Source organism: Pseudomonas sp. URIL14HWK12:I12, from assembly GCF_003097135.1.
Lineage (GTDB): Bacteria > Pseudomonadota > Gammaproteobacteria > Pseudomonadales > Pseudomonadaceae > Aquipseudomonas.
Window position 1 is genome coordinate 130,401 of sequence record NZ_QEQL01000008.1, and the last position, 23,423, is coordinate 153,823.

The 23,423-nt window shown below is 64.3% G+C and carries 17 protein-coding genes; 3 read left to right on the forward strand and 14 right to left on the reverse strand.

What is annotated here, in order from left to right:
* Positions 1-87 precede the first annotated feature (87 nt).
* The 6 genes from purD to prmA all read right to left on the reverse strand — a co-directional run bounded on the left by purD (position 88) and on the right by prmA (position 6,778).
* On the reverse strand, positions 88-1,377 hold the full coding sequence (gene purD, locus F474_RS21570) for a phosphoribosylamine--glycine ligase (RefSeq protein WP_097089168.1): 1,290 nt from the start codon (positions 1,375-1,377) through the stop codon (positions 88-90).
* An 80-nt stretch (positions 1,378-1,457) separates the two neighbouring features.
* Positions 1,458-3,065 carry a bifunctional phosphoribosylaminoimidazolecarboxamide formyltransferase/IMP cyclohydrolase gene (gene purH / locus F474_RS21575; protein ID WP_097089170.1) on the reverse strand — a complete coding sequence of 536 codons (1,608 nt, stop codon included), beginning with the start codon at positions 3,063-3,065 and terminating at the stop codon, positions 1,458-1,460.
* A gap of 76 nt (positions 3,066-3,141) precedes the next feature.
* Entirely contained in the window at positions 3,142-3,462 is a 321-nt protein-coding gene (gene fis / locus F474_RS21580; protein WP_097089172.1) for a DNA-binding transcriptional regulator Fis, read from the reverse strand.
* Positions 3,459-4,472 (reverse strand): tRNA dihydrouridine synthase DusB, encoded by a 1,014-nt coding sequence (gene dusB / locus F474_RS21585; protein WP_097089174.1) that lies wholly within the window; start codon positions 4,470-4,472, stop codon positions 3,459-3,461. The genes fis and dusB overlap by 4 nt, the downstream gene beginning before the upstream one ends.
* 151 nt (positions 4,473-4,623) lie before the next feature.
* Positions 4,624-5,859: a DUF3426 domain-containing protein gene (locus F474_RS21590; RefSeq protein ID WP_097089175.1), complete on the reverse strand. Its 1,236-nt coding sequence runs from the start codon at positions 5,857-5,859 to the stop codon at positions 4,624-4,626.
* A gap of 37 nt (positions 5,860-5,896) precedes the next feature.
* A complete protein-coding gene (prmA, locus tag F474_RS21595; RefSeq protein WP_097089176.1) occupies positions 5,897-6,778 on the reverse strand; it encodes a 50S ribosomal protein L11 methyltransferase in 882 nt (293 codons plus the stop codon).
* Positions 6,779-6,952: 174 nt separating this feature from the next.
* Here prmA and F474_RS21600 point away from each other — a divergent pair, with 174 nt between their 5' ends.
* A complete protein-coding gene (locus F474_RS21600) occupies positions 6,953-9,838 on the forward strand; it encodes a hypothetical protein (protein ID WP_125483395.1) in 2,886 nt (961 codons plus the stop codon).
* Between the two features lie 41 nt (positions 9,839-9,879).
* Here the strand turns inward: F474_RS21600 and F474_RS21605 are convergent, their stop codons facing one another.
* From F474_RS21605 to F474_RS21620, 4 genes are read right to left on the reverse strand one after another with little or no spacing between them, the layout of a single operon-like run.
* A complete protein-coding gene (locus F474_RS21605; protein ID WP_256577850.1) occupies positions 9,880-10,941 on the reverse strand; it encodes a 2,3-butanediol dehydrogenase in 1,062 nt (353 codons plus the stop codon).
* A gap of 49 nt (positions 10,942-10,990) precedes the next feature.
* Positions 10,991-12,097, reverse strand: a complete 1,107-nt coding sequence (locus F474_RS21610; protein WP_097089182.1) for an acetoin dehydrogenase dihydrolipoyllysine-residue acetyltransferase subunit — start codon at positions 12,095-12,097, stop codon at positions 10,991-10,993.
* Positions 12,094-13,113: an alpha-ketoacid dehydrogenase subunit beta gene (locus F474_RS21615; protein ID WP_097089184.1), complete on the reverse strand. Its 1,020-nt coding sequence runs from the start codon at positions 13,111-13,113 to the stop codon at positions 12,094-12,096. The genes F474_RS21610 and F474_RS21615 overlap by 4 nt, the downstream gene beginning before the upstream one ends.
* Before the next feature lie 24 nt (positions 13,114-13,137).
* Positions 13,138-14,115, reverse strand: a complete 978-nt coding sequence (locus tag F474_RS21620; RefSeq protein ID WP_097089269.1) for a thiamine pyrophosphate-dependent dehydrogenase E1 component subunit alpha — start codon at positions 14,113-14,115, stop codon at positions 13,138-13,140.
* Between the two features lie 263 nt (positions 14,116-14,378).
* Between F474_RS21620 and F474_RS21625 the strand changes: the two genes are divergently transcribed.
* Positions 14,379-16,244, forward strand: coding sequence for a sigma-54-dependent Fis family transcriptional regulator (locus F474_RS21625; protein WP_097089186.1), 1,866 nt, complete (start codon positions 14,379-14,381; stop codon positions 16,242-16,244).
* Positions 16,245-16,324: 80 nt separating this feature from the next.
* Here the strand turns inward: F474_RS21625 and accC are convergent, their stop codons facing one another.
* The 4 genes from accC to F474_RS21645 form a co-directional block, all read right to left on the reverse strand.
* Positions 16,325-17,680: an acetyl-CoA carboxylase biotin carboxylase subunit gene (gene accC, locus F474_RS21630; protein ID WP_097089188.1), complete on the reverse strand. Its 1,356-nt coding sequence runs from the start codon at positions 17,678-17,680 to the stop codon at positions 16,325-16,327.
* A gap of 17 nt (positions 17,681-17,697) precedes the next feature.
* Positions 17,698-18,150 carry an acetyl-CoA carboxylase biotin carboxyl carrier protein gene (accB, locus tag F474_RS21635; protein ID WP_097089190.1) on the reverse strand — a complete coding sequence of 151 codons (453 nt, stop codon included), beginning with the start codon at positions 18,148-18,150 and terminating at the stop codon, positions 17,698-17,700.
* Between the two features lie 408 nt (positions 18,151-18,558).
* Positions 18,559-20,334 (reverse strand): protein-disulfide reductase DsbD, encoded by a 1,776-nt coding sequence (locus F474_RS21640; protein ID WP_097089193.1) that lies wholly within the window; start codon positions 20,332-20,334, stop codon positions 18,559-18,561.
* 72 nt (positions 20,335-20,406) lie between these two features.
* Entirely contained in the window at positions 20,407-22,020 is a 1,614-nt protein-coding gene (locus F474_RS21645; protein WP_097089195.1) for a diguanylate cyclase, read from the reverse strand.
* A gap of 259 nt (positions 22,021-22,279) precedes the next feature.
* Here F474_RS21645 and F474_RS21650 point away from each other — a divergent pair, with 259 nt between their 5' ends.
* Positions 22,280-23,422 carry a DUF2333 family protein gene (locus tag F474_RS21650; RefSeq protein WP_097089271.1) on the forward strand — a complete coding sequence of 381 codons (1,143 nt, stop codon included), beginning with the start codon at positions 22,280-22,282 and terminating at the stop codon, positions 23,420-23,422.
* Position 23,423: the final 1 nt, after the last annotated feature.

The following is a 23,423-nucleotide window of genomic DNA, read 5'->3' on the forward strand; positions in this document are numbered from 1 at the left end:
CTGGGATCTGTGCCGTGAGTATAACGGGGTGCGTTCAGGCTCGCGCCTGACCGGGCGGAAAACAAGGGTTTCCCGCCCGGTGGCGGCTTATTTACTGCCTTGTTCGCGAGCGATGGCGCGGTAGCCGATGTCCTTGCGATAGAACGCACCGTTCCAGTTCACGCGTGCCGCCAGCGCGTAGGCTTGCTGCTGAGCCTGCACAACGGTGTCGCCCAGCGCAGTGGCGCACAACACGCGGCCGCCGGCAGTGACCACCTGGTTGCCCTTGAGGCTGGTGCCGGCATGGAACACCTTGCCCGGCAGTGCTGCAGCGTCTTGCAGGCCACCGATGGCATCGCCCTTGGCGTAGTCGCCAGGGTAGCCGCCTGCAGCCATCACTACGCCAAGGCTTGGGCGGGGGTCCCACTGGGCTTCGATCTTGTTCAGCGCCTTGGCAAGCGCCGCCTCTACCAGCAGCACCAGGCTCGACTGCAGGCGCAGCATGATGGGCTGGGTTTCCGGGTCGCCGAAGCGGCAGTTGAATTCGATGACTTTCGGGTTGCCAGCAGCGTCGATCATCAGGCCGGCATAGAGAAAGCCGGTGTAGACGTTGCCTTCGGCAGCCATGCCACGCACCGTCGGCATGATCACCTGCTCCATGGCCTTCTGGTGCACGGCATCGGTAACCACAGGCGCAGGGGAATAGGCGCCCATACCCCCTGTGTTGGGGCCGGTGTCGGCATCGCCGACGCGCTTGTGGTCTTGGCTGGTGGCCATGGGCAGCACGTTCTCACCGTCGACCATGACGATGAACGAGGCCTCCTCGCCGTCGAGGAACTCCTCGATCACCACACGCGAACCGGCCTCTCCGAAAGCGTTGCCCGCGAGCATGTCGCGCACGGCGGCTTCGGCTTCCTCAAGGGTCATCGCCACGATCACGCCTTTACCGGCGGCCAGGCCGTCGGCCTTGATCACTATGGGCGCGCCTTTTTCGCGCAGGTAGGCCAGCGCCGGCTCGATCTCGGTGAAGTTCTGGTACTCAGCGGTGGGGATGTCGTGGCGGGCCAGGAAATCCTTGGTGAAGGCCTTGGAGCCTTCGAGCTGGGCGGCACCGGCGGTGGGGCCGAAGCATTCCAGGCCGCGCGCGCGGAACAGGTCGACGATACCGGCGACCAGTGGCGCTTCGGGGCCGACGATGGTCAGCTGCACATTGGCAGCGGCGAACTCGGCCAGTTGCTCCAGCGCCAGCACGTCGATGGCGACGTTTTCGCACTTGGCTTCGGTGGCGGTGCCGGCATTGCCCGGTGCTACGTATACTTTGGCCACGCGTGGGTCTTGCGCGACTTTCCAGGCCAGGGCGTGCTCGCGGCCACCACTACCAATGATCAGGACGTTCAATTCGGTCTCCTTCGGAGAAGTTGCAAGCGTTGAGCGCCCAGCCACGCGCGGTCAGCGGTGGCTGGGGCGGCGGCTGGAAATTAGTGGCGGAAGTGGCGCATACCGGTGAAGACCATGGCGATGCCGGCTTCGTCGGCGGCGGCGATCACTTCGGCGTCGCGCATCGAGCCGCCGGGCTGGATCACAGCACGGATGCCGGCCTTGGCAGCGTTGTCGATGCCGTCGCGGAAGGGGAAGAACGCATCCGATGCCATGACTGCACCTTCGACCTTCAGGCCGGCATGCTCAGCCTTGATGGCAGCGATGCGGGCAGAGTTGACGCGGCTCATCTGGCCCGCGCCCACACCGATGGTCTGGCGGCCCTTTGCGTAAACGATGGCGTTGGATTTGACGAATTTGGCGACCTTCCAGGCGAAGATCAGGTCGTGCACTTCCTGCTCGGTGGGGGCCCGCTGGGTGACCACCTTGAGGTCGTCGGCACCGATCATGCCGATGTCGCGGCTCTGTACCAGCAGGCCGCCGTTAACGCGTTTGTAGTCCCATGCCGGGGCGCGGGTAGCGTCCCACTGGCCGCAAGCCAGCAGGCGCACGTTGGCCTTGGCCGCCACGATGGCGCGGGCTTCGTCGCTCACGCTCGGGGCGATGATGACTTCGACGAACTGGCGCTCGACGATCGCTTTCGCGGTGGCCGCGTCCAACTCACGGTTGAAGGCGATGATGCCGCCAAAGGCTGATTCGCTGTCGGTGGCGTAGGCCAGCTCGTAGGCCTGGCGAATGCCGCCTTCGGCATCGGGGCTGACCGCCACGCCGCAGGGGTTGGCGTGCTTGACGATGACGCAGGCCGGCTTGGTAAAACTCTTGACGCACTCCAGCGCGGCGTCGGTGTCGGCCACGTTGTTGTACGAGAGCTCCTTGCCTTGCAACTGCACGGCGGTAGCGATGCCGGCTTCGGCAGGCTTGGCCTCGACGTAGAACGCCGCGCTTTGATGCGGGTTCTCGCCGTAGCGCATTTCCTGCGCCTTGATGAACTGGCTGTTGAAGGTGCGCGGGAACTCGCCGCGGCCTTCGGTGCTGAGCGTGGCGGCCTGCTGGTCGATGCCACCAAAATAATTGGCGATCATGCCGTCGTAGGCGGCCGTGTGCTCGAATGCCTTGAGCATGAGGTCGAAACGCTGGGCGTAGGTCAGGCCGCCGGCTTTCAGGCCCTCGACGACACTGGCGTAATCGCTGGCATTGACGACGATGGCGACGTCCTTGTGGTTCTTGGCAGCCGAACGGACCATGGTCGGCCCGCCGATGTCGATGTTCTCGATGGCGGTGGGCAGGTCGCAGCCTGGCTTGGCGACGGTGGCTTCGAAGGGGTAGAGGTTGACCGCGACCAGGTCGATCGGGCGGATGCCGTGCTCACCCATGATGGCGTCGTCGGTGCCGCGGCGGCCAAGGATGCCACCGTGGATTTTCGGGTGCAGGGTCTTGACCCGGCCGTCCATCATCTCGGGAAAACCGGTGTAGTCGGCCACTTCCACAGCAGCGATGCCGTTGTCGCGCAGCAGCTTGAAGGTACCGCCGGTGGACAGGATCTCGACGCCGAGGGCTTCGAGTTCACGGGCGAACTCGAGGATGCCGGTTTTGTCGGAAACGCTGATCAGCGCGCGGCGAACGGGCAGGCGGGTGGTCTGGTCGGTCATTTCAGGTTCCATTCAGAGCGTTGGCAAAAAAGGCGAGCAGCCTGTCGGCCGTCGCCTTTTCGGAATCTTGCGGGTTTCAGAGCAGGTCGTACTGCTTGAGCTTCTTGCGCAGGGTGCCGCGGTTGAGCCCGAGCATCTCGCTGGCCTTGGTCTGGTTGCCCTTCACGTAATGCATCACCGATTCGAGCAGGGGGGCCTCGACCTCGGAGAGCACCAGGTTGTAAACGTCCGTGACCGTCGCCCCTTCAAGGTGCGCGAAGTAGTTGTGCAGCGCCTTCTCGACGCTTCCGCGCAGGGTCTGCCCTTCTTCACTGGGTGTGATCAGGTGCTGTTTGAGGTTGACGTTGTCGCTCACGGGCGTTGTTCCACTCACTAATGTCTCTGTCATCATCGTCATGCGGCCACCCCCTTTGCGTCCTCTGTGGCGAGGCTCTTGTAGTGCTCGCGGATGAATTCGCGAACCTTGGCGCATTGCGCGTGCTTATCGTCCAGCTGATTGAAAAGGGCGCGAAATTCCCGTGCGCCCGGCAAGGTTGCCAGGTACCAGCCCACATGTTTACGGGCAATGCGCACGCCCATTACATCGCCATAGAAGGCATGCAGCGCGGCCAGGTGCTCCAGCAGAATCTGTTCTACTTCTTCCAGCCCCGGCGCGGGCAATGTTTCACCCGTGCGCAGGTAATGCTCGATTTCCCGAAAGATCCACGGCCGCCCTTGGGCAGCCCGGCCGATCAGCAAACCGTCGGCACCGGTGGCATCAAGCACATACCGGGCCTTTTGTGGCGAGGTGATGTCGCCGTTGGCGAAGACCGGAACGGCCACCGCTTGCTTGATGGCAGCGATGGTGTCGTACTCGGCTTCGCCGGTGTACAGGTCAGCGCGGGTGCGGCCGTGAACGGCCAACGCGCTGATGCCGGACTGTTCGGCGATGCGCGCGATGGCTACGCCATTGCGGTTGTCGCGGTCCCAGCCGGTGCGAAACTTGAGTGTTACCGGTACATCCACGGCGCCGACCACGGCCTGGAGAATCTCCGCCACCAGCGCTTCGTCGCGCAGCAGGGCAGAGCCCGCCGCCTTGTTGCATACCTTCTTCGCCGGGCAGCCCATGTTGATGTCGATGATCTGTGCGCCCGCCTCGACATTGGCTTTGGCGGCGGCTGCCATCATCGCCGCATCACCACCGGCGATCTGCACCGAGCGCGGCTCGGGATCACCTTGATGAATACGGCGCAACCGGGATTTGCGGCTGTCCCACAGCGACAGATCGGCCGAGACCATCTCCGATACCACCAACCCCGCACCTAGCCGCCGGCAAAGCTGGCGAAAGGGCTGGTCGGTGACCCCTGCCATGGGGGCAAGGACCAGGCCGTTGCTGATTGTGTAGGGGCCGATGCGTACCGCCGACATGCTGATTACCCGTGGTAAGGCCGGATTCGTACGAAGCCATGAGTTCGAAAAAGGGAGGGCATGATACCCGCTCTCGATGACCGGATAAAGATTGATCTGGATAAAATCTGAACAACTTTTTGCCGGTGGCTGATCGCTACGAGCTGGCGAGTCACTCCGGAGATCGGAACGCCAGGCTGTAGTTCACGGCTTTTGGGCCCGGATCGAGAATGTCCAAGGCGATATGTATCGGTGTCTGCGGTGGCATGTCAGCCTGGCCGGCCAGATCACCGGCCAGGTACTCGGCGGGCTTGAAGCGCCGGCTCGCGATGGATTGGCCATTGAGATCGGCAAAACGCAGCTCCAGCAGCGGGAACGGCTGGGAGAAGGGCGCGCGGTTGTAGATGATCGCGTCCACCACCAGAGCACCTGCGAAGTCCGGGTGGCTGCGCACCACCAAGTTGCTGCTCTTGATCTGGCTGACGTCCACGCGGGAGGGCAGGGTGCAGCCAACGACCTGGCAGAAGCCCTGTACCCAGGGGCGGTACTGGTCCTGCCGGGCCACTTCGTCGAAGTGGTAGAACAGATACTGGGCCACCAGCCCGACAGCGGCCAGCAGCGAAAGCAGGCTCCAACCCAGCCGCTTGCCCCAGGATGAGCGGCTGCGTTGCCATTGAAGTTGCAGAGGATCGTCTTGCAGGTCGAGCAGGTGATCATTGCGCAGCCCCGGCTCGGTGCGGGCGGGCCTGCCCGGTGCCGAGGCAGGCTCGTGGTCGTCATCCAGGCCATGGGCATTGCCCAGGCGTGGGTCTTGCGCGACTTCGCTGGCAGGCAGCTCAGGCTCCAGCGCTGCTTCCGGCTCGGCGCTCAGGTGGAGGTCGTCGAGCGGGCCGGCTGCCAATGAAGGCTCCTGCCGCTCCGGGTCGAGCTCCGGAGGCATCATCGCCTCGTCCGCTTCGTCGTCATGGTGGCGGCCGAAGGGCTCCTCGGGCCACGGCTCTTCACCGGCCTCGCGGCTGGCACTCAGGCCTGGGGCGATGGCCGGCCGCGAGGCGGGGCTGCGCCGCTCCAGCTGGGCCAGTTCGCTGTCGAGGTCGAGTTGGTCGAGGTGGGCTGCCTGCCACTCAAGTTGGTTCAGCGGTTGCGCGTGCGATGCTGGCCGCGGTTGAGCGGCAGGTGCAGGGGCGTGCCCGGCGTGCATGGACGAAGGCTCCGGCAGCGGGCTTGCCGCAGCCGCGGCCGCAGGTGGCTGCGCCTGCGCGCTCTGCTCCAGCAACTGCCGCGCGGCATTGAACACCTGCTTGCATGCGCCGCAGCGCACCGCACCGCGCGCCGCGCCCAGCTGGTTGTAGCTGACGCGAAAGCGGGTTTGGCAATGCGGGCACTGGGTGACGAAACTGTCGGTCATGCGGGCGTCCGGGTCGGGCAAGCGGGCATTCTAGGTTTTATTGGCGGCGCCGGCCACTGATGCGTACCCAGCCATCGCGCTCGGCGATTGGGTCGAGCTCGAACGCCTCGGCATAGGCGTCTGCCACTTCCTGGCCTTGCTCGGCAAGGATGCCAGACAGCGCCAGCAGCCCGCCGGGGCGCACGAGGGTCTGCAATTGCGGCGCCAGTGAAACCAAGGGGCCGGCAAGGATATTGGCCACCAGCACATCCGCCTGCATGGGCGGCAGGTGCTCAGGCAGGTACACCGGGAACCGTTCGGCGGCGATGCCGTTGCGCCCTGCGTTGTCGCGCGAGGCTTCCAACGCCTGCACGTCGATGTCGGTACCCACCGCCTCGCGTGCACCCAGTAGCAGGGCAGCGATACCCAGGATCCCCGAGCCACAGCCGAAGTCCAGCACCTGGCAACCTTCCAGCGCCTGGCCGTCCAGCCACTCCAGGCACAAAGCGGTGGTGGGGTGTGTGCCGGTGCCGAACGCCAGGCCCGGGTCTAGCAGCAGGTTCACCGCCTCAGGCTCCGGCGCCGCATGCCAGCTCGGTACGATCCACAGGCGCCGGCCAAAACGCATGGGCTGGAAGTTGTCCATCCAGCTGCGCTCCCAGTCCTGGTCTTCGATCACCTCGGCCTGGTGCTCGGGCAGGGGCTCGCCGGTCAGCAGCTTCAGATGAGCGAACACTGCCTCGGCCTGGGTATCGGCTTCGAACAGCGCCAGCAGGTGAGTGTGCTTCCACAGCGGTGTGGTGTTGAGCTCGGGCTCGAAGATCGGCTGGTCTTCGGCGTCCATGAAGGTGACCGACACCGCGCCGATCTCCAGCAGGGCGTCTTCGTAGGTTTCAGCGTGTTCCGGGCCGATGGCCAGGCGAACTTGCAGCCAGGGCATGGCGGCTACCTCGGGATAGGGCAAAGGACGGGAGTTTACACCAAGCGCCTGGCGGCAAGGGGTACCTGTGAGTACAGGCAAGCGAAGCCCGGCAGCACGAGTGCGGTAGCCCTGCAACGCGCCGGCGCGATGCGGCTGCCTATCGTGACCAGCTCTTCACCCCAGGAGTTGACCATGAACCTATCCACACTATCTAACCCAAGCCTTGCTCAGTCCCTTGGAGCAATAGCCCACTGGGCACGACCGTACGCTGACCTTCGCCAACACTGGCTGAGCTTCGAGGATTATTGCCTGGCGGTGGTTGGCCAGCACTTCTTCACGGGCACAAATGCTTTTGAACCAGAGCACCTGCTGCGCGCTCAGGCGCTCGCCGCCCAGGTAATGGCACTGCACCTGGGAGGGGGTGATGCGCCGGCCGCCGCCGGGCCAAGCGACCCTTGGGCGGGGCTTGAGACCGACGCGATCGCTGCGTTTTTCGAGTCGCTGGAGCCGCAGTTGCTGGCGCGTTATCTGGAGGCCGCTCGCCAGGTGATTGATGACAGCCTGCCAGACGACGCGGAGCTCAGCACCCTGCGCGAGCGGGTGCAAGCGCAGGCCCAGCGCTGGCAGCAGGAGATGCTTGACCTGGGCCCAGCCAGCAGCCTGGAGCAACTGCGCCAGAGGTGCGCCAAGATCGACCAGAGGCTGCTCGCTGCGCTGGCCCCGGAGCAATTGGCCGGCGAGGCTGAGCGCGAACCGCTGATGGTGGCCCTGGATAACGCCGTGCCGGGATGGCTGAAAACGCTTTCGGCCGTGCAGCAACAGGCGCTCCAGCAGGCGCGCGAGGCGTTGCTGGCCGCTGAGCGCCGATTGCAGGCCGGCCTGGAGCACTGCGCGTCACTGGAAGGCTACGCGCGCCATTGGGGGCAAACGCAACTTCGCGAGCGCCAAGGGGTATGGCTGGGCACCGACCATCTGATGGTGCTGACCCGTTACGACGACGGCACGCTTGCGGGCGAGATCCGGGAGACGCTGACCAGCCTGCTGGCGCGCTGCCCTATCGCCCCGAGTGAGCACTGTAAACGGGTGCTATTGCCCAACCCCTGGTTGCCCGAGATCACCCTTGAGGTGTCCTCCTTGCTGGCAGGCTTCGATCCAAGAGAGGGATTCGCCCGGTCACTGGCGGCTCGTATGGCCGATGCGTCGTTGCTCGAAGACCTGCAGCGCGTTTCTGCCGCCAGGGCAGGGTTGTCCGCATTACTGGCGATGCACCAGGGGCACTTGTCCGAGCCTGTGTACAGCCGGGTCCAGCGCTTGATGGCAGGTGCTGGCCTGGCGGGTGAGCGAGTGGCCACGCTCAAGGTGGAAACAGGCGGCGCGCTGGCCGACCTCATGGTGTTCTACCGTCCAGGCTCTGAGGACGCATTGCCTCTGGCGCTCTACGCACCGGGGAATCCCAAGGGGCAGGAGTGGGTGGAGCTCAACAGCGAAAGGGCTGTGGCGGCCGAGCTCGGTGGTTGGCTGGAGACGGGCCGAGGCAGGCTGTTCATGCTCTCCAAGCTGTTGCCACAGGTCCGTGCGCGAGCCAGCGAATTGCTCAGCGAAGTGGCGCAATTGCCGCACCTCTGGTCGCTGTCGCAACGAGTGCTGCACGATGCCGACGACTTCGCCGCCGGCTTGCGGCGCCTGGCCGAGCACCAGTTGCAACTGAACCTGCAGATGCTGCAAATCAGCCAATTGCCGAGCTGGTACCTGCAGATGCCGGCTCAGGTACGTGCCGAGGTCGGGCAGTTGGCAGAGCTGCTCGCGCTGCCGGGCGCCAATCCCGATCTGCTGGTGCAGGGTATCGAGCCCTTCGACGATTTCGCCAAGCGCACCGTCAGCGAGGCGATTGCGCCGTACCTGGCCAGCCATGGCATCACCTACCCAGTCGACCCCGAGACGATCGAGTTTCGCTTCGAGTCCGGCAACGCCTTCGACCATCGAATGCGCAGTGAAAGCCTGATGACGCTGGCGATCATGGGCCTGGACGACAACGCGGGCCTGGAGCGCCCGCAGGTGCCGGTGTTCTCCACAGTGGGTGATGACCTGAGCGCACTCAGGGCCGCTGACCTGATCCGCTACGTGCGCAGCAGCTACCTGGCTGAGCCGTATGAGGCTCAGATTCGGCGCGCCTGGCTGGACAGCCGCAGCGACCTGTACCTCAGGCGCCGCCGCCTGTTCACGGCGCAGGCATCGATGGCGCTGCAGTTGCAGGCGCGGATACTGTTTGGCCAAGGTGTGCTGCAAGCCCATGAGGAGGCAGATCTGCTGAGGTTGGCGCAGCGCCTGCGGTCGCCGAGGTTGGCCGGCGTAGCGCGTTTGCGTGTCGGGCCTGTGGTGTTTCAGGGCGTGTGGGTGCTGCGTATCAGCGGGCGCAACTGGGTGTACGCGCCGGGCAGCCCGGATGGCCTCGACCTGAGGCGCTTCGAAGCGTTGCCAGGGGCATTGCATGCCGAAGTGCTGGCGTTTTTCACCGCTTTTGCACCGATTGGCCAGGCTGAAGACGCCCGGCGAATGCTAGCCAATATCGCCAAGGGGGAACGTGAGTTGGACGAACCCTCTGACTGGCTGGACGATTTCGCCGACGAATTCGACGCTTATATCGAAGCGCACCTGGCCAACGTGACCCAGGCCAACCGCAGCGCCCACAAGGTCCGTAAAGCTATGGTCGGCCGTATGTTCACGTACTGCGCAATTGCTGGCGCCGTAGCACTGCCGGCGCTGGCACCGGTGGTCGGCGGCTGGTATGCCCAGCGGGCCTTGAGCAGCGCCTATGATGCCTGGCAGGTCGATGACGACCTGACCGCCGGCGTACAGCTGGCATTGGGGCTCTCGGGCGTCTTCAGCATAGGGTTCGGCCTTGCCTTGCATGCATCGCCCGCGCTCAATGCATTGATGCCCAAGCTTGTGCAGGTGGGCCATACGCCCCCGGTGTTCATGCCTACGTTCACCGCCGGCTCGCGCAGTGCCATGGAGGCTGCAAGCGGGCTTCCGGGTAAGGTCGCGGCGAGATTCGTCTGCAGCAGGTTTGCCAGTTGAACGCACCGGGCTGCCCGAGCCTCGGGCAGCCCTTTTTATCGTCAGGCCGCAGGCGAAACAATAATCTTCACATTCTGCTCCTTGTTGTTCACCAATTCCTCAAACCCCTTGCCGACAATCTCCTCCAGGCCAATCCTCCCTGTCACCAGCGCACTTACATCGATTCGCCCCTCTGCGATCCCGGCGATTACATCGGCGAACTCGCCGTTGTAGGCCAACGACCCGATCACCTGCTTCTCGGTGGCCACCACCTCGAAGAAATTGAATTCACTGGCTTCCTCGAAAATCCCCACCAGCACACAGGTGCCAGCTTTGCGCACGGCGTCGATGGCCAGTTTTGCGGTGCGCTTGTTGCCGATGCATTCGAAGCTGACATCGGCGCCAAGACCTGCGCTCAGGCGTTTGATTTCCTCCAGCACATCGCATTCATTTGGGTCGAGGACGTGATCGGCCTGCACCTGCCGCGCCTTGGCCTTGCGCTGCGAGGACATCTCCAGCGCGATGACCTGTTTCGCCCCGGCGGCCTTGGCGCAGAGGATGGTGCACAGGCCGATGGTGCCGGCGCCGACCACCACCACATTGCGGCCAGTCAGGTCGCCGGCCTTCTTGACCGCGTGCATGCCCACCGCCAACGGCTCGATCAACGCGCCGGCCTCTGCGGGAAAGCCCGGCGGCAGGGCATAGAGCAGGTTGGCCGGCACGTTTACCCATTCGGCAAAAGCGCCATTGTTCATCAGGCCGGTGAAAGCCAGGTTTTCGCAGAGGTTGTACTGCCCACTCTTGCAGAAGAAACACTGGCCGCAGTGCTGGCAGGCGTCGGCGGCAACCACGTCGCCGACGGCATAGCCCTGGACACCTTCCCCGAGCTTGTGAATCTCGCCGCAGAACTCGTGGCCCAGAATGCATTGGCCCTGGATGCCGGTCAGCGGGTGAGGTTTGTCGACGGGTATGAATACGGGGCCTGCGACGTATTCGTGTAAATCCGAGCCGCAGATGCCACACCAGTGCACACGGATCTGCACCCAGCCCGGCGGCGGGTCACCGGGCACCGGCACGTCTTCGACGCGAATATCCTGGCGGCCGTGCCAGACGGCTGCGCGCATGTGGGTGGGGGTGATGGCTGTTGTCATTGTCTTGCCCCTCGTGTGGTTGTCAGGCGTTGTCGATGAACCGCTGGATCAGGCCGTTGACCTGTTCGGCAGCTTCCATCTGCACCATGTGGCCCTGGCCGGCGAGCACCTCGACCTGGGCACCAGGCAACTGCGCATGGCTGGCCGGGATGATCTGGTCGCCGCTGCCCCAGATCACCAGCGTGGGGATACCCTCGGCGGCCTGGCGCAGGTCGTGGCGTTGCTGGCTGCCATCGGCCAGCGCCTGGCGCAGGCTAGCCAAGGCTTGGCCGACGCCCTCCAGGCGCTTGTACTTGAGCATGTCTTCGAGCATTTGCCGGGTTACCAGGCTCGGGTCGGAGAACAGCTGCGTGAGTTGAGGCTTGAGGCCGTTGCGGTTGCTGGCCTCGGTAAAACCTTGCAGGTAGTCGCCGTTGATTTCCCGGCCCAGCCCGGCGCTGGCGACCAGGCTGAGCGAGGCCACCTTCTGTGGTGCCATCCTTGCCAGGTTCAGGCTCACCGCGCCGCCCATGGAATGGCCGACCAGGTGCGCTTTGTCGATGCCAAGGTGATCGAGCAAAGCGAGCACCGCCTGGCTGAGCTCGTCGAGCGTACCGGCCTGCAGCGCCTTGCCCGATTCGCCGTGGCCCGGCAGGTCGAGTGCGATCACCCGGCGGTTCTCTGAAAGCGGCGGGTGATTGAAGAGCCAGTTGTTCAGGTCGCCACCGAACCCGTGGATCAGTACCAACGGCGTGCCGCCTTCGCCCAGCTCCAGATAACGCACTACCTGCCCGTTCAACTCGACCTTCTGTGGTACTGGCCCGCTGTCGGCTTCGCTGGCATCGGCTGGTTTGAAATCGGCCAGAAACTGCGAAATCAGCGCGTCCACCTCCGCGTCGCTGGCGTCTCCCTCGGCCACTACGCCCAGCAGTGCGCCGACCGGCAAGGTTTCGTCCGGCTGCGCCACGCGCCGGCGTAGTACGCCGGCGAACGGAGCCTCGACACTGCTGGAGATCTTGTCGGTTTCAACGTCCAGCACTTCATCGCCCTTGGCGATAGCGTCGCCTTCCTCCTTGAGCCAGGCGTCCACCCGGCCTTCGGTCATCGACAGGCCCCACTTTGGCATGGTCAGCGTATGCAGTTGGCTCATGCGGCTTTCCTCTTCTCGGCGATTTTCCTGACCGCGGCTTCGATCTTCGCAGCATCGGGGATGTACAGGTCTTCCAGGGCGTCAGAGAAGGGCACTGGTGTATGCGGCGCGGTGACCATTTCGATGGGCGCTTTGAGGAAGTCGAATGCCTTTTGCGCCGCCAGCGCGCTGATGTCGGTCGCGATCGAGCAACGTGGGTTGGCTTCGTCGATCACCACCAGCCGGCCGGTTTTCTCGACGCTCTCAAGGATGCTGTCTTCGTCCAGCGGGCTGGTGGTGCGCAGGTCCAGCACTTCGCAGCTGATGCCCTGCCTGGCGAGGTTCGCGGCCGCGTCCATGGCCAAATGCACCATGCGCCCGTAGGTCACCAGGGTTACATCGTCGCCATCACGCAGGAAGTTGGCCTCGCCGAACGGGATGGTGTAGCTCTCTTCGGGCACCTCGCCCTGCAGGCTGTAGAGCAGTTTGTGTTCGCAGAAAATCACCGGGTCGTCGTCGCGAATCGCCTGGATCAGCAGGCCTTTGGCTTCATAGGGCGAGGACGGGCACACCACCTTCAGGCCGGGAATGTGGGTCCAGAGCGAAGTCAGCATCTGCGAGTGCTGGGCCGCGGCGCGCAGGCCGGCACCGACCATGGTGCGCATCACGAAGGGCGTGCGCGCCTTGCCGCCGAACATGTAGCGAAATTTGGCGGCCTGGTTGAGGATCTGGTCCAGGCAGCAGCCGGCGAAGTCGACGAACATCAGCTCGCAGACCGGGCGCATGCCTTGGGTAGCGGCACCCACCGCTGCGCCGACATAGCCGATCTCTGAAAGCGGCGCATCGAGTACGCGGTCAGGAAACTGCGGGTACAGGCCCTTGGTCACGCCCAGCACGCCGCCCCAGGCATCTTGCTCGCCCGGTGCACCGGCCCCGCCAGCGACGTCTTCGCCGATGATGAACACACTTTCGTCACGGCGCATTTCCTGCGCCAGGGCTTCGTTGATCGCTTGTTGATAGCTGATTTTGCGAGCCATGAGGGTTCTCCTTATTCTGGGCAGTCAGGCGTAGGCGACGTAGACGTCGGTGAGCAGGTCGGCGGCGGTGGGCTTGGGGTCGGCCTTGGCGCGGCGTACCGCGTCCTCGATCAGTTGCTCGACTTCCTGATCGATCTGGTCCAGCTGTGAGGCCTCAAGCTGGCCGGCGCGGGTGGTTCGCTCGCGGAACTGCATCAGGCAGTCGCGGGTGTCGCGAATGTTCTTCACTTCGTCCGGCGCTCGGTAGGTTTGCGCGTCGCCTTCGAAGTGGCCGTAGTAACGGCTGAGCTTGACCTCGATGAGGCTGGGGCCCTCGCCGGCCCGAGCACGGCTGATGGCCTCGCTGGCGGCTTGCTCGACGGCGAAGAAATCGAACCCGTCGACCGTGACCCCAGGCATGCCGAAGCCTATGGCGCGGTCGGCGATGTGATCGCAGGCCACCGACCACTTCGATGCCGTGGCTTCGGCATAGCCGTTGTTCTCGGCAATGAACAGGCAGGGCAGGTTCATGACCGAGGCCAGGTTCATGGCCTCGAACACGGCACCTTCGTTGGAGCCGCCGTCGCCGAAAAACACCACGGCCACGCGCCCGTTCTTCTTCAGCTTGGCCGCCAGCGCCGCACCCGCAGCCAGCGGGGCACCAGCGCCGACGATGCCATTGGCACCGAGCATGCCCTTGTCGAGGTCGGCGATGTGCATCGAACCGCCCTTGCCACCGCATACGCCAGTCTTCTTGCCGTAGATCTCGGCCATCATCCCGTACACGTCCACGCCTTTGGCGATGCAGTGCCCATGGCCGCGGTGATTGGAAGCGATGCAGTCTTCATCGTCCAAGTGGGCCATTACGCCGGCAGCGGACGCTTCTTCGCCGGCGTACAGGTGTACGAAACCCGGGATCTCGCCCGTGGCGAACTCGGTATGCAGGCGTTCTTCGAAGGTGCGGATGGTGCGCATCACCTTGTAGGCGTGCAGCAGTTGTTCTCGGTTCAGTGGGTTGGCCATCTTGTTGTTCTCCTGGTAGGGCTTGGTGCTGCCGGGTACAGGAGCAATAGCGGTGCCAATCTTCTGTGTGGGCCGTTGCAGAGCGGTTCCCTGCGCCAGGCCCATGCTTCGGTGAGACGCAGCGTGCCGCAAGAGGAGCCGCAGGCCAGAGACGCTGAGACAACCCGTCTCAACCTGGCCGGCTGGCGGCAAGCGGTTGTCGAAACCTCGCGGCAGCGCTATAGAGAGGGCACAACAATAAATAGCCAGAGACGGAGGGCCTGATGCTTGCCGCACACTCCAGGGCTCATGTAGACGCGGTCAGCCGCGTGCTGCGCAATGCCGGCCGCCAAAGCGCGCTGCCGGTGCCCCACCTGATCGTCGACTCCTGGCGGCGGTCGATGGAGCAACATCATCTGGACCCAGCCTCGCTTCAGGGGCCGCGTATCCTTTCGCAAAGAATGCTCGACGAATGCCGAGAGCGCTCGGAGCTGTTTCTGCGCATCGCACGCGAAGAAGTGGCTCACCTGCACGCTCAGGTGCGTGGTGCGGACTACTGCGTGATGCTCACTGACGCGCAGGGCAATACCATCGATTACCAGGTGGAGTCGGCCATCAGAGGTGACTGCCGCCGTGCCGGCCTCTACCTGGGCACCTGTTGGGACGAAGGCGAGGAGGGAACCTGTGGCGTGGCGGCGGTGCTGACCAACCGGGTTGCCGCCACGGTACACAAGCGCGATCACTTTCGCGCGGCGTTCATTGGCCTGACGTGCTCGGCCGCGCCTGTGTTCGACCCCCAGGGCGAGCTGCTCGGCGTGCTGGATGCCTCCGCCCTGCAAGCCCCAGACGACCGCCGCAGCCAGGTGTTGATTGCGCAGATGGTCGCCCAAAGCGCCCGGCGTATCGAAAACGCCTTTTTCATGCACAGTGCCCAAGGCCAATGGATGCTGCGGGCTCACAGCGCGCCGGGGTATGTCGACAGCCAGCCTGACGTTTTGATGGCCTGGGACACTGACGGCCACCTCACCGCCCTCAACAGCGGCGCCCGGGAGGTGTTGGCCAGGCGGTTGGGGCAAGTGCCTGCGCACGTGGGGGCTCTGTTCGACATGGAGCAGCTCAGTGCCCTGGCGGACGAGTCTGCCCAGCCACTGGCCTGGGCTGGCGGGCAGCCGCTGCATGTGCGGGTGAGCTCGCCACGCCGGCGCCCTTTGGCGAAAGCTGCCGGGCAGCCCCGGGCGGATGTGCGCATCACCGACCAATTGCGCCTGGCCGTGAGGGTCAAGGACTGCAACTTGCCCGTGTTGGTGCAAGGCGAGACCGGCGCCGGCAAGGAAGTGTTCGCTCGCCAGGTGCATGAGCTCAGCGCTCGCCGCGCAGGGCCTTTCGTGGCCCTCAATTGCGCTGCGATCCCCGAAACCCTGATCGAAAGCGAGCTGTTCGGCTATACCGCGGGCGCCTTTACCGGTGCCGCGGCCAAAGGCATGCGCGGGCTCTTGCAGCAGGCCGACGGAGGCACGCTGTTTCTCGATGAGATCGGCGACATGCCGCTGGGCCTGCAGACGCGGCTGTTGCGGGTGCTGGCCGAAGGCGAAATCGCGCCGCTGGGTGCGGCGCAGCGCTTGCAGGTGGACCTGCAAGTGATGTGCGCCACGCACAGAGACCTGGCCAGCCTTGTGGCAGAAGGAAGTTTTCGCGAAGACCTGTACTTTCGCCTGGGCAACGCGCGTTTCGAACTCCCACCGTTGCGTGAGCGCAGCGACCGCCTCGCGCTGATCAACCAAATGTTGGCTGAAGAGGCCAAGGCCTGTGGGGTGATCACTCAGCTCAGCACCGCAGCCCTTGAGTGCCTGTTGGGCTATCGCTGGCCGGGTAATCTTCGCCAGCTGCGGCAGGTGCTGCGCTACGCCTGCGCGGTGTGCGGCGGCTCGACCATACAGTTGGCGGACCTGCCAACCGAGGTGCGAGGGTGCTCGCGGCCGCAGGCTCAGAGCCCGGTGGCCGACCCGCAGCGGCAACGGCTGCTCGATGCCTTGGTGCAGCACCGTTGGAAGCCGGCAGAGGCTGCGCATGCCCTGGGGATTTCACGGGCGACCTTGTATCGGCGGGTGAACGAGCATGGGATCGATATGCCGGGCAAACGGCGACTGTAGGCAAGCCGGGCCGCCGGCCTGAAAACAACAAACCCCGGCTGCTCGCGCTGACCGGGGTTTGCTTTCACTCAACTACCGCCTTACTTGGCTGCTTTCATTTCTTCCAGCAGGTGCTCGAGGTAGTGAATGTTCACGCCGCCCTTGCAGAAGCCAGGGTCGCGAGTGAGGTCGCGGTGCAGCGGGATGTTGGTCTTGATCCCGTCTACCACGATCTCATCCAGCGCATTGCGCATGCGCGCCATGGCTTCGTCACGGCTGTTGCCCCAGACGATCAGCTTGCCGATCAGCGAGTCGTAGTTCGGCGGAACTGCATAGCCGCTGTACAGGTGCGAATCTACCCGCACTCCATTGCCGCCAGGCGCGTGAAAGTGCTTCACGGTGCCCGGGCTGGGGATGAAGGTACGTGGGTCTTCGGCGTTGATCCGGCATTCCAGGGCGTGGCCACGGAAGGTGACCTGCTCTTGGGTGAACGAGAGCTTGTTGCCGGCGGCGATGCTGAGCATCTCCTTGACGATGTCGATGCCGGTGATTTCTTCGGACACCGGATGCTCCACCTGCACGCGGGTGTTCATCTCGATGAAGTAGAAACTGCCGTTCTCGTACAGGAACTCGAAGGTGCCCGCGCCGCGGTAGCCGATTTCGATGCAAGCCTGCACGCAACGCGCGAAGACTTCCTGGCGAGCCTTCTCGTCGATGCCCGGGGCTGGCGCTTCTTCCAGCACCTTCTGGTGGCGGCGCTGCAACGAACAGTCGCGGTCGCCCAGGTGCACGGCATTGCCCTGGCCATCGGAGAGCACCTGCACTTCCACGTGACGTGGGTTGGTCAGGAATTTCTCCAGGTACACCATCGGGTTGCCGAACGCCGCACCGGCTTCGTTGCGGGTCAGCTTGGCCGAAGAGATGAGGTCTTCTTCCTTGTGAACCACGCGCATCCCGCGACCACCACCGCCGCCAGCGGCCTTGATGATGACCGGGTAACCCACTTCACGGGCGATGCGCAGTGCTTCGGCTTCGTCTTCGGGCAGCGGGCCGTCGGACCCCGGCACGGTAGGCACGCCCGCGGCTTTCATGGCGTCCTTGGCCGATACCTTGTCGCCCATCAGGCGAATGGTGTCGGCTTTCGGGCCAATGAAGGCGAAACCGGACTTCTCTACTTGCTCGGCGAAGTCGGCGTTTTCGGCCAGGAAACCGTAACCGGGGTGGATGGCTGTGGCGCCAGTCACTTCGGCTGCGGCGATGATGGCCGGGATGTGCAGGTAGGAACGTGGCGAGGGCGCCGGGCCGATGCAGACCGACTCGTCGGCCAGGCCCAGGTGCATCAGCTCGCGGTCAGCCGTGGAATACACGGCCACGGTCTTGATGCCCAGCTCTTTGCAGGCACGCAGGATCCGCAGGGCGATCTCACCGCGGTTGGCGATAAGTACTTTTTCCAACATCGCAGGCTCTCCCTTCGTCAAACGATGGTGAACAGCGGCTGATCGAACTCGACCGGCTGGCCGTCTTCCACCAGGATCGACTCGATGGTGCCGCTGGTTTCAGCTTCGATGTGGTTCATCATCTTCATGGCTTCGACGATGCACAGAGTGTCGCCTTTCTTAACGACCTGGCCGACTTCCGCGAAGTTTGGCGAGGTGGGCGAAGGCTTGCGATAGAAGGTACCGACCATCGGCGAGCGGGCAACGGTGCCGTTGAGCTTGGGTGCGGCCGGGGCTGCATCGGCAACGGGGGCAGCGGCAACCGGTGCGGCTACAGGCGCGGGAGCCGGAGCCGGTGCGTAGAACTGCTGTGCAGGGGCCTTGCTGTGGCGGCTGATCCGTACGGACTCTTCGCCTTCCTTGATTTCCAGTTCGTCGATGCCGGACTCTTCCAGCAGCTCGATCAGTTTCTTGACTTTACGAATATCCATTAATCATCAACTCCCAAGGATGTTCAGGGGTTTCAAGGCAGACTATGCAAGCCATTGCGTTCGGCCCAGGGTGTGGGCCGATGGCCGCCGCTCGGCCTGGTGGGGCTCATTGGCAGCGGCCAGAGTGTCTGTGAATGCTCAAGGTGAAAAACGCGCATCGAACAGTGGGATGCTCAACGGCGCAGGCACGTCACGTTTGTGAACGGATCACGGTGTGAAAACCGGCGCGAGGTCGTGGGCATGGCGTTCCCTGGGTTCTGATTATTGTTCGACGGCGGCGACTATGCCGGAAAGCCGGGCCTTTTGTCCAGTTAGCCGCAGTACCCGGCAAGTTGGGCGAAAATAGATGACTAATCGTCGGCGCATGGTCACGAAGTGGCGAAATGCTGCTGTAGAGGGATATAGCGGCTATTGCACAGCGCCATCGGGAATCTTCCCTGCAAGATCGGCGGCGTTGATTTCGCCTACCACCCGGGCGGCCCGCAGTTCGTCGCCGGAAGCGGCAAAGAACTGGATCGCGGGTGGCCCGAACAGCCCGTAGCGATCCATCACTGCCCGCTGCTCGGCGTTGCTTTCGGTCACATCGAAGCGCAGGCGTTCAAAGCCTGTGAGCTTTGCCTGCACCTGCGCGTCAGGCAGCACCTGATGCTCGATCACCTTGCAGCTGATGCACCAGTCGGCGTACCAGTCGAGCACCACGGGCTTGCCAGCGCTGCGGGCTTCGGCCAGGGCGTCGTCCAGCGCTCGTGCGGTGGTGAGAGTGCGCCAGGCACCGGCCTGCGGACCGGCTACCGCTGGGCTGCCCACCGGGGGCAGCGGTTGCAGTGGATTACCTTCGCCCCGCAATGCACCGAACCAGCAAACCAGCCCATAGCACAGCAAAAACAGCCCCAGCAGTTGTGCCAGCCGCTGCCGAGGCGCCTTGGGCACGAACTCGAGCGCGCCCAGGAACAGCCCGCAGCCGGCCGCCAGCGCGCCGGCCAGCAGCAGGGTCACCTGGCCAGGCAGCACCCGCTCCAGCAGTGAGATCGCCACACCCAGAAGCAGCACGCCCACCGCTGCCTTCACGGTGTTCATCCAAGCGCCGCTGCGCGGTAGCAGGGCTGCGCCGCCGGTGCCTACTACCAGCAGCGGCAAACCCATTCCCAAGCCCAGGGCGAACAGTTTCAAGCCCCCGCCCAACGCGTCACCACTGGCGCTGATGTAAAGCAAGGCCCCCGCCAATGGCGCGGAAACACAAGGGGAGACCAGCAGGCTGGACAGCACGCCCAACGTGGCCGCGCCCAGTATCGACCCGCCCTGCGTACGGTTGGCCACCGCATCGAGGCGGTTGCTGAGGAATCTCGGCAGGCGAAGCTCGAATAGCCCGAACATCGCCAGGGCGAAGACCACGAAGAACAGCGCGAAGGGCACCAGCACCCAAGGCGATTGCAGGCGCGCCTGCAGATTCAGGCTGGCGCCGAACACCCCGATGAGCGCACCCAGCACCGCGAAGCACGCCGCCATTGGCAGCACGTAGGCCAGTGACAAGGTGAACCCGCGCACGCCGCCTGCCTGGCCACGCAGCACCACCCCCGAAAGGATCGGCAGCATTGGCAGCACGCAGGGGGTGAAGGTCAGGCCAAGGCCGGCCAGGAAATACAGGGCAATCTGCGCCCAGCTCAAGGTAGAGGAGGGCGCAGGTGCCACCGAACTGGCGCTGCTGGGCGGCGCGGCCCCGGGCACAGCGGCAATGGCCAGGCGCTGGGTTTCCGGTGGGTAGCACAGGCCTTTGTCGGCACAGCCCTGGTAGGTCACCAACAAGTTGAAAGCACCGTTGGCTGCTGCCGGCCGGGGCAGGGTGACATCGACGATGTTGTGGTACACCTCGACCTCGCCGAAATACTCGTCGTGTTTTTTCTCGCCTTCCGGAAACTGTGGCTGCCCGAGAACCACGGCGGCAGGTTCGGCCTTGAACGCGAACTTCTGGCGATAGAGGTAGTAGCCCTCGGCGGCCACAAAGCGCAGGGTGATCTGCTCGGGAGGGCTGTCGGCCTGGCTCAGCTGGAACGCCTCGCGCACCGGCAGAAAGTCGCTGCTGTTGTCGAGCGGAGCGCCGAGCCCCGCGTTCGGGCGGCTGCCGAATACGTCGGCAGCGACGGGCAGGGCAAGGCAGAGCAGAATAAACAAGATAAAACGACGCATGGCACTCTCACGGCAAATCACTGCGGCCGATCATACCTGCTGTATCTATAACTGCCGATTAAGGCGCTCGGTTCAGCCTGCTGCGACCACGCAATTGCGCCCGGCCGCCTTGGCTCGGTACAACGCTTCATCGGCCAGCGACGCCATGGTCAGGCTATCGACCCCCTCGCTCAACTGAACTATGCCTGCGCTGAAGGTGCAGTGCAGCTCGTCGGGCATGCCAGGGTAGAGAATTTCGGCGAATCGCTCGCGGATGTCGTTGAGCGCGGCGCAGGCCGAGGGCAGGTCGGTATCGGCCATCACGATGGCGAACTCCTCGCCCCCATAGCGGCCGATCAAGTCGGTCTTGCGCAGGCGCTGGCGCAGGAACAAGGCCAGGCTTTTGATCACACGGTCGCCCATGGGGTGGCCATAGGTGTCATTGACCCTCTTGAAATGGTCCAGGTCGAGCATGGCAAAGCAAAGCGGGGTGGTGCTGCGGCGTGCGGTGAAGCAGGCGTCCTCCAGCTCACGCAGGATGTGGGTGTGGTTGTACAGGCCCGTGAGCCCGTCGCGCACCATCCGCGCCCGTAGCTCGCGGGCACGCTCGGCGCGTGTGCGCACCGCGCTGATCAATTGGCGTGAACGCACAGGTTTGACCAGGAAGTCATCCGCGCCTTCGCTGAGTGCGTCGAGCTGTTTGTCCAGGTCGTTTTCGGTCGAGAGGTAAATGATGGGTAGGCCCAGGTAACGCTCGTTCTGGCGGATTACCCGGGCCAGCTCCGGGCCCGAGCAGACGGGCATGTAAAGGTCCAACAGCACCAGGTCTGGCTGGAAATCCGCAAGCTCGGCCATCGTGCGCATCGGGTCGCTTAGGCTGCGCGTGAGAATGCCGGCGTTGTTGAGCATGCGCTCGCTATTCATGGCCTGGGCGCGCGAGTCGTCGATCACCAGCACGCGATAAGGTTCGAAACGCACCACTCGAGTCAGCCGCTGAAGGCGCTCGAGCAGTGCCCAGGCTTCGAGATTGCCCGTGAAGAAATCAAGGCCGCCGCTACGTACCGCAGCCAGCCGGGTGGGCGTATCGGCCGGTTGCTGGCTGAAGAACAGCAAGGGCACCGGTGAGGCCAGGCTGTCCTGAATTTCAGCGGCAAGCCCCAGGCCGCCGCCGATACCGTGAAAGTCCACGTCCACCACCATCGCTGAGGGTTGCGCATGGGCCAGCGCCTGCCTGGCAGCCAAGGGGCTGGCCAGGGCGATGGCGTCCAGCCCAAAGGACCCCAGCTGGCGCGCCAGGCGCTCGGCCGCGTCCTGGCTGGACAGCATCAGGTAGACCGGGCCGGGCCGGTGGGGTAAAGGCGGGCATTCGAGGGTGTCGCCATGGCGCAGGCTGCTTCGGGCGAGCTTGTTCATCAGGCGATCGAGGTCTTCCAGGGTCTCCTGGCTCAACCGCCCTGAATTGCCAAGCAGCCGCGCCAGGCAATCACTCAGCGACATCGACAGCAGCAACTGTTCGACCTGTTGCAAGCGCTCGGCACTGCGCCCCAGGCGCTCATTGGCGTCGCGCAGCTGTGCCAGGTCAACAGGGCTCCAGCCGCGTTCGCCCAGGCGTTGCCAGATCGCCAGAATCTCCCTCGCCTGGTTGGCCAGCCGTTGCGCAAGATGCCGGTGCAGGCGATCGCGCGTGGTGTCTTCGAGCAAATGCATAGGCCAGCGACCGTGCCGAGGCGACGTGAAAGTGATGGCTCCATGCTATCACTCATTTCCATTACATTTGCGCCCGTGCGTCATGTTCTTCTGCTGTGAGCCCAGCGCTGCGACGGACGGAACCGGGGCAATGAGTGTCGCTCAAGGTCAGGCTCAGGCCGCCGCCGATGCTTTATCATGTGACTTGCTCGGCCGGCTGCACCTTGAGCGGGCAGCGCGGTCGAAGTTTGTTGAATTCGCACAGCACAAGGACCACGCCATGCTGGACTGGAAAAAGCGCACGGGCAAAGCGGATGCCCCCACTGATACCGCCGCAGGCGCTTCGGCGAACACCTCGGGCGACGCATCGGCCAAGGCATCTGCAAACAGCCGCCGCGCCAACAGGGCGGGGCAGCCACAAGGCCGCCACTGGAAAGCCCTGTTGCTGAGCCGCGCGGTGCTGGGCGTGGTGGGCCTGTACCTGTTGGCCGCCATTGGGCTGGGCATCTATTGGAGCCGGGAGCCTGCACTGTTTCAAGTTCAGCAGAACGCTCAGGCCCACGCCCAGCGCGATGGCCGGCAAATGGTGGTGGGTTACACCACGGTCGAAACCCTCAAGACCATCAGCCAGACGCTGCTCGACAAGCCAGGTGGCTACCTTTCCAACGACCGCTTCCCGCCAGGGCTATGGCTCGACAACATGCCTAGCTGGGAATATGGCGTCCTGGTGCAGGTGCGCGATATGAGCCGGGCGCTGCGCAAGGATTTCTCGCGCTCGCAGTCGCAGTCCACCGAAGACGGTGACCTTGCCCAGGCCGAGCCGCGCTTTAATTTCGACAACCGCAGCTGGATGTTCCCCTCCAGTGAGTCGGAGTTCCAGCGCGGTATCGACCTGCTCGACAATTACGAGAAGCGGCTGAGCTCGCCCGAGCAGAAGAGCGCCTTCTTCTATACCCGCGCCGACAACCTTAATAACTGGTTGGGCGATGTATCCACACGCCTGGGCTCGATGTCGCAGCGGCTTTCGGCAAGCGTCGGCCGTGTAAAGCTGAACGCCGCTTCCAAGACCGACACCGTGGTGGCCGGCCAGGCGGCACCTGTGGAAGAAGAATATGAAGAAACCCCATGGCTGAAGATCGACAATGTGTTCTACGAGTCGCGCGGCCAGGCCTGGGCGTTGTCGCTGCTGTTGCGTGCCGTTGAAGTGGATTTCGCCGACGTGCTGGCCAAGAAGAACGCCACCGTCAGCGTACGCCAGATCATTCGCGAGCTGGAGGCTGCTCAGGAGCCACTGTGGAGCCCGATGGTGCTCAACGGCAGTGGCTATGGCATTTTCGCCAACCATTCGCTGGTGATGGCCAACTACTTGTCGCGGGCCAACGCGGCAGTGCTGGACCTGCGCCAACTGTTGTCGCAAGGCTGAC

Bases quoted from the DNA above. Each gene is read 5' to 3' on its own strand.
- F474_RS21645 (WP_097089195.1), bottom strand. From the start codon at position 22,020: ATGCATTTGCTCGAAGACACCACGCGCGATCGCCTGCACCGGCATCTT.
- F474_RS21600 (WP_125483395.1), top strand. From the start codon at position 6,953: ATGAACCTATCCACACTATCTAACCCAAGCCTTGCTCAGTCCCTTGGA.
- accB (WP_097089190.1), bottom strand. From the start codon at position 18,150: ATGGATATTCGTAAAGTCAAGAAACTGATCGAGCTGCTGGAAGAGTCC.
- purH (WP_097089170.1), bottom strand. From the start codon at position 3,065: ATGACCGACCAGACCACCCGCCTGCCCGTTCGCCGCGCGCTGATCAGC.
- dusB (WP_097089174.1), bottom strand. From the start codon at position 4,472: ATGTCGGCGGTACGCATCGGCCCCTACACAATCAGCAACGGCCTGGTC.
- fis (WP_097089172.1), bottom strand. From the start codon at position 3,462: ATGACGATGATGACAGAGACATTAGTGAGTGGAACAACGCCCGTGAGC.
- F474_RS21610 (WP_097089182.1), bottom strand. From the start codon at position 12,097: ATGAGCCAACTGCATACGCTGACCATGCCAAAGTGGGGCCTGTCGATG.
- F474_RS21640 (WP_097089193.1), bottom strand. From the start codon at position 20,334: ATGCGTCGTTTTATCTTGTTTATTCTGCTCTGCCTTGCCCTGCCCGTC.
- F474_RS21620 (WP_097089269.1), bottom strand. From the start codon at position 14,115: ATGGCCAACCCACTGAACCGAGAACAACTGCTGCACGCCTACAAGGTG.
- accC (WP_097089188.1), bottom strand. From the start codon at position 17,680: ATGTTGGAAAAAGTACTTATCGCCAACCGCGGTGAGATCGCCCTGCGG.
- F474_RS21590 (WP_097089175.1), bottom strand. From the start codon at position 5,859: ATGACCGACAGTTTCGTCACCCAGTGCCCGCATTGCCAAACCCGCTTT.
- prmA (WP_097089176.1), bottom strand. From the start codon at position 6,778: ATGCCCTGGCTGCAAGTTCGCCTGGCCATCGGCCCGGAACACGCTGAA.
- F474_RS21605 (WP_256577850.1), bottom strand. From the start codon at position 10,941: ATGCGCGCAGCCGTCTGGCACGGCCGCCAGGATATTCGCGTCGAAGAC.
- F474_RS21650 (WP_097089271.1), top strand. From the start codon at position 22,280: ATGCTGGACTGGAAAAAGCGCACGGGCAAAGCGGATGCCCCCACTGAT.
- F474_RS21615 (WP_097089184.1), bottom strand. From the start codon at position 13,113: ATGGCTCGCAAAATCAGCTATCAACAAGCGATCAACGAAGCCCTGGCG.
- F474_RS21625 (WP_097089186.1), top strand. From the start codon at position 14,379: ATGCTTGCCGCACACTCCAGGGCTCATGTAGACGCGGTCAGCCGCGTG.